Origin of the sequence: Pseudonocardia halophobica, from assembly GCF_050948485.1 — a bacterium.
GTDB classification, from domain to species: Bacteria; Actinomycetota; Actinomycetes; order Mycobacteriales; family Pseudonocardiaceae; genus Pseudonocardia; species Pseudonocardia halophobica.
On record NZ_CP192046.1, the window covers coordinates 1,366,924 to 1,382,230 of the forward strand.

A 15,307-nucleotide genomic window follows, 5' to 3' on the forward strand; every position below is an offset into this window, starting at 1 on the left:
CTGGAGCGTCACCCGGCACTCACGACCCCCGCCGACCTGCGCGAACTCAGCCCCGGGCCACCCGCAGTGCCCAGAGCACGAGCGGCACCTGCAGCGGGAGCCGGCCGTAGGCGATCGCGCGCTGCCGCACGGGCTTGTCCGACCAGTCCAGCGCCATCTGCACGTTGGCCGGGAACACCGCGGTGAACAGCGCCGCCGCGGCGTACCCGCCGAGCCGACGGGTGCGTGGCACCGCCACCGCCGCCGCGACCGCGCCCTCCGCGACACCCGACGCGTAGGTCCAGAACCGCCGGGTGCCGGGCAGCTGCGGCGGGACGATCGCGTCGACGAACGCGGGGGCGACGGCGTGCGCCACGGCGGCCGTGCCGAGCAGCGCCGCCAGGGGCCGGGAGAGGTTCATGCCCGGCATGATCGCAAGCGGACCGGCTGAGCCGTGGCCCGCGCCCACCGGCCGGCCCGGGGGCGCTAGTCTCCGCGCGATGCGTGATCGGCCCCGCCGCCCGCCCGTCGATCCGCAGGTGATCGGCGCCCTCCGCATGCCCGACAACCCCGAGGGTCCGCTGGTCGCGCTGCTCAAGCGGGTGGCCGTCGCCTTCGGGGCGCTGCTCGCCGCCGCCTTGATCGTCTACTTCGGCCGCGCGGGGTACGTCGACAACAACGGCGAGGGCGAGATCTCGTTCAACGACGCCCTCTACTACGCCACGGTCTCGCTCTCCACGACGGGCTACGGCGACATCGTCCCCTACACCGCGACCGCGCGGCTGCTCACCACCGTGGTGATCACGCCGCTGCGGCTGCTGTTCCTGATCGTCCTCGTCGGGACGACCGTCGAGCTGCTCACCGAACGCTCCCGGCAGTCGTTCCGGATCCAGCGCTGGAGGTCACGCGTGCGCGACCACACCGTCGTCATCGGGTACGGGACGAAGGGCCGGGCCGCCGTCGAGACCCTGCTCGGCGACGGCGTCGAACCGGAGCACATCGTCGTGGTCGACACCGACCGCACGCAGCTCGACGCCGCCTCGGCCCTCGGTCTCGTCACGGTGACGGGAAACGCCACCCGGTCTGCCGTGCTGCGCATCGCGGGCGCCCACCAGGCGTCGGCCATCGTGGTGGCCACGAACCGGGACGACACCGCCGTCCTCGTCACCCTCACCGCACGCGAGATGGCGCCGAAGACGCGCATCGTGGTCGCGGTCCGGGAGTCGGAGAACGTCCACCTGCTCCGGCAGTCCGGCGCCGACTCGGTGATCGTCTCCGCCGAGACGGCGGGCCGGCTGCTGGGCGTCGCGACCCGGACGCCCAGCGTCGTCGAGGTCGTCGAGGACCTGTTGACGCCGGAGGCGGGGTTCGCGATCAGCGAGCGCGAGGTCGAGCAGGACGAGGTGGGCGGCTCGCCGCGGCACCTCGCCGACATCGTGCTGGGCGTGGTGCGCAACGAGGAGCTGTACCGGGTCGACGCCTCCGCCGTCGACGCCCTCGAGCGTGGCGACCGGCTCCTCTACGTCCGCAAGGCCACCCTCGCCGACGAGGATTAGAGCGTTCCGCGGGACACGCTCTAGGGTCTCTCGCCGTGCGCCTCGCGACCTGGAACGTGAACTCGGCGAAGTCGCGGCTGCCGCGGCTGCTGCCCTGGCTGGACGAGCGGGCCCCGGACGTCGTCTGCCTGCAGGAGACCAAGCTCTCCGACGCCGACTGGGCCGCCGAGTTCGACGGCCCGCTGGCCGAGCGGGGCTACGAGGTCGCCCACCACGGGCAGGGCCGGTGGAACGGGGTGGCGCTGCTGTCCCGCGTCGGGCTCGCGGACGTGGTGCGCGGGCTGCCCGAGGAACCGACCTTCGACTCGGACGCCCCCGACGCCCGGGCGGTCACCGCCACCTGCGGCGGCCTGCGCGTGACCTCGGTCTACGTGCCCAACGGCCGCACCCCGGACGACCCGCACTACGGCTACAAGCTCCGCTGGCTGGAGGCCCTGCGGCACATGGTGGCGGCAGGCGACACCACGCACACCGTGGTGGCCGGCGACATGAACATCGCCCCCACGGACGCGGACGTCTGGGACCCCGACCTGTTCGTCGGCTCCACCCACGTGACACCGCCGGAGCGGGAGGCGCTCGGCGCGCTGCAGGCGGCCGGGCTGGCCGACGTCGTGCGGGACCGGTGGCCCGGCGAGCGGGTGTTCTCCTACTGGGACTACCGCGCCGGCCGCTTCCACAAGGACATGGGGATGCGGATCGACCTGGTGCTGTGCGGCGCCGACCCGGCGGGCCGGACGAAGGCGGCGTGGATCGACCGCAAGGCGCGCAAGGGCTCCGGCCCCAGCGACCACGCCCCCGTGATGGTCGACCTCGACGAGGCGCCGGACGGGGACATCGGGCCGGTCGTGCCGCCGCCGTCCACGCCCGCGAAGCTCAGGCACCACTGAGCGGAGCCGAGCGGCGCGGACGTCGGCGCCGAGCGGAGCGTGCGCGCATCGTGCACTGAGGACGGGACGGCGGCGTACTTCTCCTCCTCGCGGGTAGCCGCCCCGCATGACGGCTGTCCTGGAACCGACCCGCACGCTCACCCTCACCGACCCGCGCACCGGCGAGGCCCACGAGCCGGTGCCCGTCGCCGGCGAGCAGGAGGTCCGGGCCGCACTGGCCGCCGCCCGCGCGGCCGCGCCGGGCTGGGCGCGCACCGCCCCCGCCGAACGGGCCGCGGCCGTCCGGGCCGCCGCCGACGCCGTCCGTGCGGCCGCGGACGAGCTCGCCGAGCTGAACACCCGGGAGACGGGCAAGACCCCGGACGACTCCCACGGCGGCGTCGAGGCCGGCATCGGCACCCTGGAGCAGTACGCGCAGCTCGGGCCGCTGCATCGCGGCCGCAGCCTGCAGGGCGGGTGGGGCGCGACGGACCTGATGGTGCACGCGCCGCGCGGAGTCGTCGCCGTCCTGACCCCGTGGAACGACCCGGTGGCGGTGGCCGCCGGCCTGCTCGGCGCCGCGCTCGTCGCCGGGAACACCGTGGTGCACAAGCCGAGCGAGCGCTGCCCGCGCACCGGGCGGCGGTTCGCCGAGCTGCTCGCGGCGCACCTGCCCGACGGCGTCCTGCAGATCCTCGACGGCGACGGGCCGGTCGGGGAGGCGCTCGCGGGCTCGCCGGAGGTCGACGTCGTCGCCCACGTCGGGAGCACGGCCACCGGGCGGGCCATCGCCGCGGCCTGTGCGAGCACCGGCGCCAAGGCGCTGCTGGAGAACGGCGGCAACGACCCGCTGATCGTCGACGCCGGCGTCGACCCCGTGTGGGCCGCCGAGCAGGCGGCGCTGGGCTCCTTCGCCAACGCCGGCCAGATCTGCGTGTCGGTGGAGCGGATCTACGTGCTCACCGAGGTCGCGGAACCCTTCCTCGAGGTGCTGGTCGCCGAGGCCGGGAAGTGGGCCGACCGGATCGGCCCGCTGGTCGACGAGCGCCAGCGCGAGCAGGTGCACGCGCACGTCCGCGGGGCGGTCGACGACGGCGCGCGGCTGCGCGCCGGCGGCGAGCTGCCGGCCGGACCCGGCTCGTTCTACCCGCCGACCGTGCTGAGCGGGTGCACGCCGGGGATGGCCGTGCTGTCCGAGGAGACGTTCGGGCCGGTCGCGCCCGTGCGCGAGGTGCCGGACCTCGACACCGCGCTGCGCGAGGCGGCCGCGGACCGCTACGGCCTCGCTGCGACCGTGCTCACCCCGGACATGGAGCACGCCCAGCGGGCCTGGCGGGAGCTCCCGGTGGGCACGGTGAAGGTGAACGCGGTGTTCGGCGGAGCCCCCGGCGGGGCGGCCGAGCCGCGCGGCGCCAGCGGGCAGGGCTTCGGGTACGGGCCGGAGCTGCTCGACGAGATGACGACGACGACCGTGGTCCACCTGGCCCCGGCGCCGCGGTGAGTACCCCTCGGCGGATCCCCGCAATCGGCGGAGTCGGCGACGGCCGGGGGAACCACCCGAACGGGCTGTGTGCGGTTGCGGCGGGCCGCCGCGCCCCGATACTCGGCCGCGTGACCAGCACATCTCGGGAAAACGTGATGACCACCCGGCTCACCCGCGCTGCCGCCGGCACCGTGCTCGCGGCACTCGCGTTGACGGGCGCCGCCGCCTGCGGGTCGGGGTCCGACCAGGCACCGCCCGCGCCGACCGGGAGCGCGGCTCCGGCACCGGGCGGTGCGACGCCCGCACCGGGCGGGCAGGCGTCCGACGCGACCCGGGAGGCCTTCGGCCAGGCCAACCAGGGCGCGCTCGGGCTCGTCGCACTCGGCGGGCTCGGCACGGACAAGGGTGTCGGCGACCAGGTCACGGGTCTGGCGCCGGAGCTGACGTCGCAGGGCCAGGCGCTGCTGGACCAGGTCAAGCAGGCCGCGTCCGCGCAGGGCGTGGCCCTCGGCGATCAGCTCGACGCCCAGCAGCAGGCCCTGATCGCCGACCTCCAGGCGCGGAACGGGCAGCCCTTCGACGCCGCGTGGCTGCAGGCGGCGCAGTCCACCCTGCAGCAGGCCCGCGAGGCGGCCAACGCGGTGCTCAACGACCCGAACGCGTCGCCCGACGCGAAGGCCGCGGCGCGGCAGGCGCTCGCCCGGTTCGACGCGCTGGCCACGAAGATCTCGGCCGCCTCGTCGTCCGCCGGCGCCTCCACGCCGGGGTCGGTGAACGCCGGCAGCGGCGGACAGGCGGCCGGCTCCGACGACGTCCTGCCGGTCGTCCTCGCCGGGTCCGGTCTGGTGCTGCTCGGTGCCGCCGGGGCCGCCGGCGTCCGCGCGCGGCGGTCGCGCGCCTGACCGTGCGCCTGCGCGCACCCGATCCCACGGCCGGTGACCCGCTGACCAGCGGGGCACCGGCCGGAGGTGTGTCGTCGCCGTCGGACGCCGCTGCCGGGGAAGACGCCGCGCCGGCGGATCCCGATGGCCGTGCGCCCTCCGGTGGTGGGGTCGAGGTCGCGTCGGGTCCGCGCCGGCGGAGGGTGCCCGTCCTGCTCGCGCTGGCGGGTGTGGCGCTGCTCGTCGCGGCCACGGTGCTCGTCCTCGATCGGAAACCCGCCGTGACCGCGCAGCCCGTCGGCGTCGTTCCCGCCCGTACCGCGCCGTGGGGGTCGGCGGAGTCCGGCGATCTGCGGCCGGGCGCCCCGCTGAAACTCCGCACGGGCGGCACCGTCCCGGTCCGTCTCGACCTACCGGCCCGCACGGCCACTGCGCCGGTCGTGCCGGTCGGCACCGGACCCGACGGAGCCCTCGTCGTTCCCGACCCGCCGCAGACCGTCGGGTGGTGGGCGCCCGGCGCGCTCGCCGGCTCCGGGACCGGCACCGTCGTGATCGCGGGGCACGTGGACTCGCGGGTCGCCGGGATCGGGATCCTCGCCGTCCTCCCCGAACTGGCCGGCGGCGAACCGGTGGTCCTGACCGGCGACGACGGGCGCGCGGTCCGCTACCGGGTCGTCGCGCGGCGGGAGTTCGGGAAGACCGCCCTGCCCGCCGACACCTTCGCCCGCACCGGTCCGCCGCGCCTGGTGCTCGTGACCTGCGGCGGCCGCTTCGACCCGGCCACGAGGTCGTACGAGGACAACATCGTCGTGTACGCCGAACCCGTCTGATCGCCGGACCCCCGGGGCACGAGCGGTGTGGTGACGGGCCCTGGGAGGCAGTCCGTTCCCGCCGGTGGAGCCGGGAATATCCTGGGTGGCCGTGTCGTACGGTTGTCGCGTGAGCGCAGCCGCCGAAGCACCCGAGTTCGCCGCCGTCCGGACCGCCGCCCAGCGCGCGGCCGCGGCCGCCCCGGGAGTGCGGGCGGCGGGTGGCGCCGCGGTCGACGCCGCGCTGCGCACCGCCGCCGGGCTGCTCCGCGAGAAGGCCCCCGAGCTGCTGGCGGCGAACGCGGAGGACGTCGAGGCGGCCACCGCCAACGGCATGGCCGGCGGGCTCCTCGACCGGCTCCGGCTCACCCCGGAGCGGCTCGCGGACATGGCGACGCAGCTCGAGGTGCTGGCCGGGACCCCGGAGCCGCCGGTGGAGCGGTTCGTGCGGAACCTGCCGTCGGGCGAGCGCGTGTTCGAGCGCAGCATCCCGGTCGGCGTGATCGGCGCGGTGTTCGAGGCCCGCCCGAACGTGACGATCGACGTCGCCTCCCAGGTCCTCAAGGCCCGCAGCGCCGCCGTCCTGCGCACCGGCTCCGCGGCGCTGGGCAGCGCGACCGCCCTGCTCGAGAAGGTCGTGGCGCCCGCCCTCGCCGCGCACGGCATCCCGGCCGACGCGGTGCAGCTGGTGCCGCTGCCGGGGCACGCCGGCGCCGAGGCGCTGGTCGGGCTGCCGGACCTGGTGCCGCTCGTCGTGGTGCGGGGGAGCGGCGAGGTCACGCGCAAGCTGTCGATGCTGGGCGCGGCCGCGGGCACCCGCGTGCTCGCGCACGCCGACGGCGGCGGGGTGCTCTACCTCGACTCGTCGGCCGAGGAGACCGTCGTCGAGCGGCTGGTGCACGACTCGACCGACCGGCTCGGGGTCTGCAACCGGCTGAACCTGCTGCTCATCGACCGGCCGGTGTACGAGAAGCTGCTGCCCGTCGCGGAGAAGGTGCTGCGGGACCGGGGGATCGCGCTGAGCCTGCCGCCGCACGCGCACGCCCTCGGCCACGAGTGGGCGCTCGACTCCGGCAACGAGGCGCACGTGACGGTCGCGCCCGTCGACGGCGCGGTCGATGCCGCGCTCACCGCCGCGCGCGAGACGTCGGGGCTGGCCGCCTGCGTGTGCGCCGCCGACGAGGCCGTCGCCCACCGCTTCATCGACGCCTACACCGGCACCGGGGTGTTCTGGAACAGCCCGACCCGGCTGCTCGACGGCTACAAGCTGCTCGGTCTCCCCGAGACCGGCATCAACGTCGACCACACCCCCGGCCCCCGCGGCCCGGTCACCTACCCCGACCTGGCCCTCCGCCAGTTCGTGGTGCTCCCCCCGGCGTAGCGGGTGCGGGCTCTCGATCACCCGGCGAGTCGCGGGTTCCTGCATCTGCCCGGGCCGACAGGGTCGTGAGTGGCAACTGCCGCTAGAGGGGCAGTTGCCGCTCACGGGGAATGTCGATCGCGCGACACCCCCTGAGGGAGTGCCGCGCGAGACGAGTTGCGGGGCGGGTCAGTGCGCGGTCAGTGCGCCCAGGCGTGCTCGTGCCCGTGGGACGAGTGGTCGTCCCAGTCGCTGCCGTGGTCCTTGTCGTGGTCCTTGTCGTGGTCCCAGTCACCGCCGTGGCCGTCGTGGTCCCAGTCCTTGTCCCAGTCGTGGCGGCCGCCGTGGTCGTCGTGGCCGTGGCCCTTGTCGTGGCCCTTGTCGTGGTCCCGGTCGTGGTCGTGGTCCCGGTCGTGGTCCCGGTCCTTGTGACCGTCGTGGTCCCACTTGCCGTCGTGGTCGCGGTCGTCGTGGTCGTTGTGGTGCTTCTCGTCGTACTTGCTGTTCCAGCCGGACATCGGGAGCTCCTCGGGGGCGTCGGGCGGAGGATCCGGGCGGTTCCTCCGATGCGGGGAACTCTGCCGGTCAGCGGCCCGCGGAACGATCGTGTGCGCCCCCGCTCGCGATGATCACCACCCCACTTCCCGCCGGGGGACAGCCCCACCCGGGCGGACGGCGCGGGGAACCGATCGTCCGGCGGACTGTCGGGGTGCGGGGATAGGGTCGGGACGTGCCAGCTCCCGAACTCCGCCGGGCCACGCTCCCCAACGGCCTGCGCGTGCTCCTCGCGCCCGACCCGGCCACCCCGGTCGTCGGCGTCGCGGTGCACGTCGACGTCGGCTTCCGGTCCGAGCCCGAGGGGCGCACCGGCTTCGCCCACCTCTTCGAGCACCTGATGTTCCAGGGCAGCGAGAGCCTGGCGAAGCTGGAGCACTTCCGGCAGGTCCAGGGCGCGGGTGGGGTGTTCAACGGCTCGACCCACCAGGACTACACCGACTACTTCGAGGTCCTGCCCGGCGCCGCGCTCGAACGCGCGCTGTTCCTCGAGGCGGACCGGCTGCGGGCCCCGAAGCTCACGGAGGAGAACCTCCGCAACCAGGTGGACGTGGTCAAGGAGGAGATCCGGCTCAACGTCCTGAACCGGCCCTACGGCGGGTTCCCCTGGATCCTGCTGCCGCCCGTCCTCTACGACACCTTCCCCAACGCGCACAACGGCTACGGAGACTTCACCGAGCTCGAACAAGCCACGCTGGACGACGCGGCGTCCTTCTTCGACACCTACTACGCCCCGGGCAACGCGCAGGTCACCGTGCACGGCGACTTCGCGGCCGCCGGCGGGGTGGACGAGGTGCTGGCGCTGGTCGAGAAGCACTTCGGCGACATCCCGGCCCGACCGACGCCCGAGCGGCCGTCGTTCGGCGAGCCGGTCCCGGGCTCCGAGCGACGCGGCACGGTCGCCGATGCGCACGCCCCCATGCCCGCCCTGGCCGTCGGCTACCGCGTGCCGGATCCGTCGACGGAGCTCGACGCGTACCTGGGTCACGCCCTGCTCGCCTCCGTCCTCGGCGACGGCGAGGCCGCTCGGCTGCAGCGCCGGCTCGTGCACGCGGACGGCCTGGTCACGGATGTCGGCGCGAGCAACGGGCTGATGGGCGGTCCGCTCGACGCGCGGGACCCGGACACGTTCACGATCACCGCCGTGCACCCCGGCGCCGTCGACCCGGAGCGGGTGCTCGGCGCGATCGACGAGGAGCTGGACAAGCTGGCGGCCGAGGGCCCGAGCGCGGAGGAGCTGGCCCGCCAGTCCGCGCGCTGGGCCGCCTCCCTGCACCACGAGGACGACCGGGTGATGTACCGGATGCTCGGCCTCGGCGCCCGCGAGCTGCTCTACGGGCGCGCCGAGATCGCGCAGGAGCTGCCCGCGCGCATCGCCGCCGTCGCGCCGGAGCAGGTCCGGGCCGCCGCGGAGTCCCTGCGCTCGGCCGGTCGTGCCGTGCTGCTGGTCGAGCCGACCGCGGGCGCCGCGCCGGGCAGCGAGGACCCCGCCGAGCTGGTGAACCCCGAGGAGGCCGGCGCATGAGCGCGCCCACCACGCACCGCAGCGCCGAGGAGATCGGCCGCACCCCGACGGGCCCGCGCCCGCTGCCCCCGCTGGGTGCCACACGCGAGGTCCCGCTGCCCGAGGTGGTCACCGAGACGCTCCCGTCCGGGCTGCGCGTGCTGGCCGTGCACCGGCCGGGCGTGCCGATGGTCGAGATGCGGCTGCGCGTGCCGTTCGCCGCGCCCGGCTCCGTCGCGGACCCGGCGTTCACCGCGCGGGCCGAGCTCCTGTCGTCGGCCATGCTCACCGGCACCGCCACCCACGACCGGGTGGGAATCGACGACGAGCTGGCCGGCGTCGGCGCCGAGCTCGGCGTGGCCGTCGACCCGGAGCGGCTGCTGGTGCACGGCTCGGGGCTGGCGGAGGGGCTGCCGACGGTGCTCGACGTCCTCGCCGACGTGCTCACCGGCGCGACCTACCCCGAGCCCGAGCTGCTGCGCGAGCGCGAGCGGCTCGTCGAGCGCATCTCCGTGGCCCGCGCGCAGCCCCGCACGGTGGCCCGTGAGGCGTTGCAGCGCAAGCGGTTCGGCGACCACCCGATCGCGCTGGAGATGCCCTCGGGCGAGGCGGTCGCGGGGGTCGACCCCGGCGAGGTGCGGGCGCTGCACGCGGAGGGCGTGGTGCCGCGCGGCTCCACGCTCGTGCTGGTCGGCGAGCTCGACCCCGCCGAGGCGATCGCCGCCGTCGGGAAGGTCCTGGGCGGCTGGACGGGCGCGGCGCAGGCCCGCGAGCTGGGGCCACCGCCGGTCACCGCGGCCGGCCCGCTGGAGCTGGTGCACCGTCCGGGCTCCGTGCAGTCGCAGCTGCGGCTCACCGCGCCGGCGCTGCGCCGGGACGAGGAGGGCTACGCGGCCTACCAGCTCGCCAACCTCGTCTTCGGCGGCTACTTCTCCTCCCGCTGGATGGAGAACGTCCGCGAGGACAAGGGCTACACCTATGGCGCCCACTCCGGCACCGAGTTCGTGCCGGGCGGGGCGGTGCTCGGCGTGGAGACGGACGTCGCGAGCGACGTCACCGCGGCCGCCCTGCTGGAGACCCGCTACGAGCTGGGGCGCATGGTCGCGGTGCCGCCCACGGTGGACGAGATCGAGGCGGCCCGGCGGTACGCCATCGGCTCCCTGCTCATCTCGCTGGACAGCCAGGGCGGGCTCGCGTCCACCCTCGCCGCGCTCGACGCCGCCGGCCTGTCGATCGACTGGCTGCGCGAGCGGCCGGTGCGGTTGGAGGCGGTCACGCCCGAGCAGGTGGCCGAGGCGGCCCTCGAGTACTTCGCGCCGGAGCGGTTCACCGGCGTCGTCGTGGGCGACGCCGAGGTGATCGGCTCGCGGCTGCGCGCGCTGGGAGGCGTGGAATGACGTTCGAGCTGGTCACCCCGCCCGTCCTCTCCCGCGGCACGGTGGTGCGCGACGAGCCGCTGCGGCTCGACGCGGACCGGCAGAAGGCCACGTGGCCGACCGCGCGCGTGGTCGTCGTCGACGAGAAGGGGCGCACGCCGGTCTCCTGGGACGCCGCGCCGCAGTCCCGCTTCCGCGAGGGCGACGCCGCGGGCTGGGACGCGGCCGCCGGCTCGGGTGCCGTCCTGCGCACCCGGCCCGCCGAGGAGATCGCGCCGGCCCCGCCGGGGGACGCCGTGCTGCTCGGCGAGGCCGAGGGGGTCGCCTACTGGGCGGCCCGCGGCCGGCCGGACCTCGCGGCGGGGGACGACCCGGCGGACTGGGCGGACCTGCGGGCCGTCGGCGCGGAGCTCGACGCCCTCGGCGCGGGCCTGTTCACCGGCGCCGTCGCGGCCCTGAACTGGCACGACACCGCGCGCTTCTGCGCCCGGGACGGCTCGCCGACCCACCCGCACAATGCCGGCTGGGCCCGGCGCTGCGAGGCCCACCAGCACGAGGAGTACCCGCGCACCGACCCGGCGGTCATCTGTCTGGTGCACGACGGCGCCGACCGCGTCCTGCTCGCCCGTCAGCCGGTCTGGCCGCCCGGGCGGTACTCGGTGCTCGCCGGCTTCGTCGAGGCCGGGGAGTCGCTGGAGGCGTGCGTGATGCGCGAGATCCACGAGGAGGTGGGCGTCGAGGTCTCGAAGGTCGCCTACCTCGGCAGCCAGGCCTGGCCCTTCCCGCGGTCGCTGATGGTCGGGTTCCAGGCCGTCGCCGATCCGGACCAGCCGCTGCGGCCGGCCGACGGCGAGATCGAGGAGGCCATCTGGGTCACCCGCGAGGAGCTGCGCGCCGCGATGGACAAGGGCGACTGGGGCGCCCGGGACGAGTCGGACGGCAAGCTCGTCCTGCTCCCGGGCCGGGTGTCGATCGCGCGGTCGATGCTCGACTCGTGGGCGGCGCAGGCCTGAGCGGGCCGCACGGCGCCGAGAACGTCGCGACCCCGGCCGGACGGGTCCGGTCGGGGTCGCGTGGCGCGGGTCAGGCCGCGGTGAGCCGCTTCTTCACCTCGGCGAAGCTCGGGTTCGTGGCGGTGGTCTCGTCCGGGAAGAGGACCGTGGGCACCGTCTGGTTGCCGCCGTTGACGCCCTCGACGAAGCGTGCCGCGTCGGGGTTCCGCTCGATGTCGATCTCGCGGTACTCGATGCCCGCCTCGTCGAGCTGGAGCTTGAGGCGGCGGCAGAAGCCGCACCACGTGGTCGAGTACATCGTCAGCTGCGCCATGCAGGTTTCAACAGCGGCGCCGGGCACGCCGTTCCACACCCGATTGTGCGGTCGGTCACGTCACGAGGGTGCGCGGGAACCGTCGGTGGGGTTTGTCAGGATGGGGTGGTGACGGCTTCCGTGACGGCTCCGGCCGACTTCGACCGGCTCGACGAGGAACAGCGGGCCGCCGTCACCGCGCCGCGCGGCCCGGTCTGCGTGCTCGCCGGTGCGGGCACCGGGAAGACCCGCACGATCACGCACCGGATCGCCCATCTCGTCGGGCACGGGCACGTGGCGCCCGGCCAGGTCCTGGCCGTCACGTTCACGGCGCGGGCGGCGGGGGAGCTGCGCACCCGCCTCCGGGCGCTCGACGCCGGCGGCGTCCAGGCCCGCACGTTCCACGCGGCCGCCCTGCGGCAGCTGCGCTACTTCTGGCCGCGGGTCGTCGGGGAGCGGCAGTGGCAGCTGCTCGAGGGCAAGCTCCGGCTGATCGGCCAGGCCGCGGCGCGCGCCCGGGCGGGCACCGACTCGGACGCGCTGCGCGACCTCGCCACCGAGATCGAGTGGGCCAAGTCCAGCCTGGTCACCCCGGAGAGCTACCCGGCCGAGGTCGCCCGGCTGCGGCGGGACGTCCCGGGCCCGGTCGAGCAGGTCGCGCAGGTCTACGCGGGCTACGAGGCGCTGAAGAACCAGGCCGAGGCCCTCGACTTCGACGACCTGCTGCTGCACGTCGCCGCCGCGCTCGAGGAGCACCGCGCGGTCGCCGAGGAGTTCCGCGACCGCTACCGGTGCTTCGTGGTCGACGAGTACCAGGACGTCACCCCGCTGCAGCAGCGGGTGCTCGACGCCTGGCTCGGCGAGCGGGACGACCTCACCGTCGTCGGCGACGCCAACCAGACGATCTACACCTTCGCCGGGGCCTCGCCCCGCTACCTGCTGGACTTCCCGCGCCGCTTCCCGGAGGCCACCGTCGTCCGGCTGACCCGGGACTACCGCTCCACCCCGCAGATCGTCTCCTGCGCGAACTCCGTGATCGGCGCCGCGCGCGGCCGCGTCGCCGGGAGCAGGCTGCGGCTCGTCGGGCAGCTGCCGCCCGGGCCGGACCCGGACTTCGCCGAGTACGAGGACGAGCCCGCCGAGGCCGCCGCCGTCGCGGCCAAGATCCGCAGGCTGATCGCCGACGGCACCCCGCCCGCCGAGATCGCGGTGCTGTTCCGGATCAACGCGCAGTCGGAGAGCTACGAGCAGGCGCTCACCGAGGCCGGCGTGCCGTACCAGGTGCGCGGCGGCGAGCGCTTCTTCACCCGCGCCGAGGTGCGCCGGGCGATGATCGCGCTGCGCACCGCCCCGCCGTTGCCCGAGGGGATGGACCTGGTCACCGTGGTGCGCCGGGTGCTCGGGACGGTCGGGCTCACGGACGAGCCGCCCGCCGGCACGGCCATGCGCGCCCAGTGGGAGTCGCTGCTGGCGCTCGTGGGACTGGCCGAGGAGCTCGCGGCGGTCGAGCCGCAGGCGGACCTGCGCCGCTTCTCCGCCGAGCTCGAGACCCGGGCGGACGCGTCGTACCCTCCGGTGGTCCAGGGCGTCACGCTGGCGTCCCTGCACGCCGCCAAGGGCCTGGAGTGGGACGTCGTGTTCCTCGTCGGGCTGGTCGACGGGACCTTGCCGATCCAGCACGCCGAGGGGGACGAGTCCGCGATCGAGGAGGAGCGCCGGCTGCTCTACGTCGGCGTCACCCGGGCCCGGCGGGTGCTGCGGATGTCGTGGGCGCTGGCGCGCGCCTCGGGCCGCGGCCGGCAGCGCCGCCGCAGCCGCTTCCTGTACGGGCTGATCCCCGAGGAGCACCCGGCGTCGCGCGTCGCCCAGGGCGACCGCCGCCGGTCGGGCGGGCCGAAACCGCGCTGCCGGGTGTGCGGGGAGCCGCTGATCGGCACCACCGCGCTCAAGCTGCAGCGGTGCGGAGCGTGTCCGTCCGATGTGGACACCGAGCTCCTCGAGCGGCTGCGCGACTGGCGCAGCGAGGTGGCCAAGCGGCAGGGCGTGCCGTCCTACGTGATCTTCACGGACGCGACCCTCACCGCGATCGCCGAGCAGCGGCCAACCGACGCCGCCGCGCTCGTCGGGATCCCCGGGATCGGGGCCCGCAAGCTCGACCGGTACGGGCCCGACGTCCTCGCACTGGTCAGCGACTCGGGCGCCTGACCGCCCGCCGCAGCGAGGTGGCGGCACGGGTCGCGGCCCGGGACCCCGCGGCGAACGATCGACGACGCCCGGGTGGATCGGAAACTGCTTCTCGAATCAACGGATTAATTCTGTTGTGCGCGTCGGGGCGCTCCTTCTAGTCTCACACGCACGGACGGAGCAACGCCCCGTCCTTCCGCACGGAACCGCACCGAGCTGCCGGAGAGGAGGCGCCGCCATGGAGATCTACGCGATGACGACCGGGACGACCGGGACCCCGCGTGCGATCGCGCCCGCCGGTGTCTCCACCCGCCTCGGTGTCGCGCCGTCCCTCCGCCGCCCGCGCGGCGGTTGGCCGTTCGCCGCGTTCCGCGTCGTCACCGAGAAGCAGGTGCCGCAGGTCGCGGTCATCGCCGATCACAACTGGACAGGTGTGTCCGTTCCGAACGGGCTGTGCCGACGAAGGTCGTAGCAGCCCAGCCGGCCGTCGAGTTTCGGGGCCGCGGAACCCACACCAGGGATCCGCGGCCCTTTTTCGTGTCCCCACCCGGGACACGTCCGTCCACCCATCCACCACCGAAGGAAGAGAACACCCACCACACCAGGAGGTAGTGCGGTGCTAGTCAGATCCACCCCGTGCGACGGCGGGGCGATCAGGCACGAGATCGGCGGCGGCGACACCGCTCCCGACCTCGGCGGTCTGCTCAGCGACACCCCCGAGTCCGGCCTCGACCTGCCCTGCCGGCAGGGCGACGCGGACCTGTGGTTCGCCGAGGCCCCGGCCGAGCTGGAGAAGGCGAAGGCGCTCTGCGAGAGCTGCCCGATCCGGATCGAGTGCCTCGCGGGCGCGCTGTCCCGGGAGGAGCCGTGGGGCGTGTGGGGCGGCGAGATCTTCGAACGAGGAGTCGTCATCCCGCGCAAGCGCCCGAGGGGCCGACCCAGCAAGGCGGACCTCGCCCGTGACCGGGCCTGGGCCGAGGCCCACCAGAAGGCCCAGGAGCGGGCCCGGCAGATGGCCGCCACGGCCGCCCGGCCCTGCGCCTGACCGATCGAGAACCACCCGACCGACAGACCGACGCCCGATCCCTTCCCCCCGGGACGGCGTCCCTTCAGAGGAGACAGTCCGATGACCGATCTCGTGATCCGCACCGACCGACCGGCCCACGACGTGCGACCGCGCGTCGACACCCGGGGCACCGCGATGTTGGTGATGAACGAAGCCCTGGCCCGATCGCGACAGCAAGAAGCGGAGGAGGCCGCGCGCGACCACCGGCTCGCGCGTCGGCTCTCCGCGGGCCGGCGCTGGGACCGGTTGGCGGCCTACGCCGCCGGCCGGGCCGCGCGCGCCCGCGCCGCCTCCGGCTGAGTCGCGGGAGGGCACCGCGGTGCACGTCCGCCGGGACCCCGTCCGTCGCACCGGACCGGGCCCGGCGACGGGTGACGCCCCGC

The 15,307-nt window shown here is 75.3% G+C and carries 16 protein-coding genes; 13 read left to right on the forward strand and 3 right to left on the reverse strand.

Features of this window, described 5'->3' with window-relative positions:
• Positions 1-46: 46 nt before the first annotated feature.
• Positions 47-400 carry a DoxX family protein gene (locus tag ACQP04_RS06655; RefSeq protein ID WP_433506175.1) on the reverse strand — a complete coding sequence of 118 codons (354 nt, stop codon included), beginning with the start codon at positions 398-400 and terminating at the stop codon, positions 47-49.
• A gap of 79 nt (positions 401-479) precedes the next feature.
• On the opposite strand from ACQP04_RS06655, the gene ACQP04_RS06660 reads away from it, so the two are divergent.
• From ACQP04_RS06660 to ACQP04_RS06685, 6 genes are all read left to right on the forward strand, one after another.
• A complete protein-coding gene (locus ACQP04_RS06660; RefSeq protein WP_433506176.1) occupies positions 480-1,535 on the forward strand; it encodes a potassium channel family protein in 1,056 nt (351 codons plus the stop codon).
• A 35-nt stretch (positions 1,536-1,570) separates the two neighbouring features.
• The gene (locus tag ACQP04_RS06665) at positions 1,571-2,422 is read left to right on the forward strand and encodes an exodeoxyribonuclease III (RefSeq protein WP_433506177.1); all 852 of its coding nucleotides are present in this window, start codon (positions 1,571-1,573) and stop codon (positions 2,420-2,422) included.
• A 106-nt stretch (positions 2,423-2,528) separates the two neighbouring features.
• The gene (locus tag ACQP04_RS06670; protein ID WP_433506178.1) at positions 2,529-3,902 is read left to right on the forward strand and encodes an aldehyde dehydrogenase family protein; all 1,374 of its coding nucleotides are present in this window, start codon (positions 2,529-2,531) and stop codon (positions 3,900-3,902) included.
• A gap of 137 nt (positions 3,903-4,039) precedes the next feature.
• A complete protein-coding gene (locus ACQP04_RS06675; protein WP_433506179.1) occupies positions 4,040-4,786 on the forward strand; it encodes a DUF4142 domain-containing protein in 747 nt (248 codons plus the stop codon).
• A 182-nt stretch (positions 4,787-4,968) separates the two neighbouring features.
• Positions 4,969-5,595: a class F sortase gene (locus ACQP04_RS06680; RefSeq protein ID WP_433506180.1), complete on the forward strand. Its 627-nt coding sequence runs from the start codon at positions 4,969-4,971 to the stop codon at positions 5,593-5,595.
• 109 nt (positions 5,596-5,704) lie between these two features.
• Positions 5,705-6,955, forward strand: coding sequence for an aldehyde dehydrogenase family protein (locus ACQP04_RS06685; RefSeq protein WP_433506181.1), 1,251 nt, complete (start codon positions 5,705-5,707; stop codon positions 6,953-6,955).
• 179 nt (positions 6,956-7,134) lie between these two features.
• Here ACQP04_RS06685 and ACQP04_RS06690 read toward each other — a convergent pair whose 3' ends face one another.
• Positions 7,135-7,452 carry a hypothetical protein gene (locus ACQP04_RS06690; RefSeq protein ID WP_433506182.1) on the reverse strand — a complete coding sequence of 106 codons (318 nt, stop codon included), beginning with the start codon at positions 7,450-7,452 and terminating at the stop codon, positions 7,135-7,137.
• Between the two features lie 212 nt (positions 7,453-7,664).
• Here ACQP04_RS06690 and ACQP04_RS06695 point away from each other — a divergent pair, with 212 nt between their 5' ends.
• From ACQP04_RS06695 to nudC, 3 genes are read left to right on the forward strand one after another with little or no spacing between them, the layout of a single operon-like run.
• Positions 7,665-9,014, forward strand: a complete 1,350-nt coding sequence (locus ACQP04_RS06695; RefSeq protein WP_433506183.1) for a M16 family metallopeptidase — start codon at positions 7,665-7,667, stop codon at positions 9,012-9,014.
• Entirely contained in the window at positions 9,011-10,390 is a 1,380-nt protein-coding gene (locus ACQP04_RS06700) for a M16 family metallopeptidase (protein ID WP_433506184.1), read from the forward strand. Before ACQP04_RS06695 ends, ACQP04_RS06700 begins: the two co-directional genes overlap by 4 nt.
• Complete coding sequence (gene nudC / locus ACQP04_RS06705; RefSeq protein ID WP_433506185.1) at positions 10,387-11,382, forward strand: NAD(+) diphosphatase; 996 nt, start codon at positions 10,387-10,389, stop codon at positions 11,380-11,382. Before ACQP04_RS06700 ends, nudC begins: the two co-directional genes overlap by 4 nt.
• Before the next feature lie 70 nt (positions 11,383-11,452).
• Here the strand turns inward: nudC and ACQP04_RS06710 are convergent, their stop codons facing one another.
• Entirely contained in the window at positions 11,453-11,695 is a 243-nt protein-coding gene (locus tag ACQP04_RS06710) for a mycoredoxin (RefSeq protein WP_037042784.1), read from the reverse strand.
• 105 nt (positions 11,696-11,800) lie between these two features.
• On the opposite strand from ACQP04_RS06710, the gene ACQP04_RS06715 reads away from it, so the two are divergent.
• From ACQP04_RS06715 to ACQP04_RS06730, 4 genes are all read left to right on the forward strand, one after another.
• Positions 11,801-13,879, forward strand: a complete 2,079-nt coding sequence (locus tag ACQP04_RS06715; RefSeq protein ID WP_433506186.1) for an ATP-dependent DNA helicase UvrD2 — start codon at positions 11,801-11,803, stop codon at positions 13,877-13,879.
• Between the two features lie 217 nt (positions 13,880-14,096).
• Positions 14,097-14,330, forward strand: coding sequence for a hypothetical protein (locus ACQP04_RS06720; protein WP_037042778.1), 234 nt, complete (start codon positions 14,097-14,099; stop codon positions 14,328-14,330).
• 180 nt (positions 14,331-14,510) lie between these two features.
• Positions 14,511-14,903 (forward strand): WhiB family transcriptional regulator, encoded by a 393-nt coding sequence (locus ACQP04_RS06725; RefSeq protein ID WP_425566440.1) that lies wholly within the window; start codon positions 14,511-14,513, stop codon positions 14,901-14,903.
• A gap of 81 nt (positions 14,904-14,984) precedes the next feature.
• Positions 14,985-15,224 (forward strand): hypothetical protein, encoded by a 240-nt coding sequence (locus ACQP04_RS06730; protein ID WP_433506187.1) that lies wholly within the window; start codon positions 14,985-14,987, stop codon positions 15,222-15,224.
• Positions 15,225-15,307: the final 83 nt, after the last annotated feature.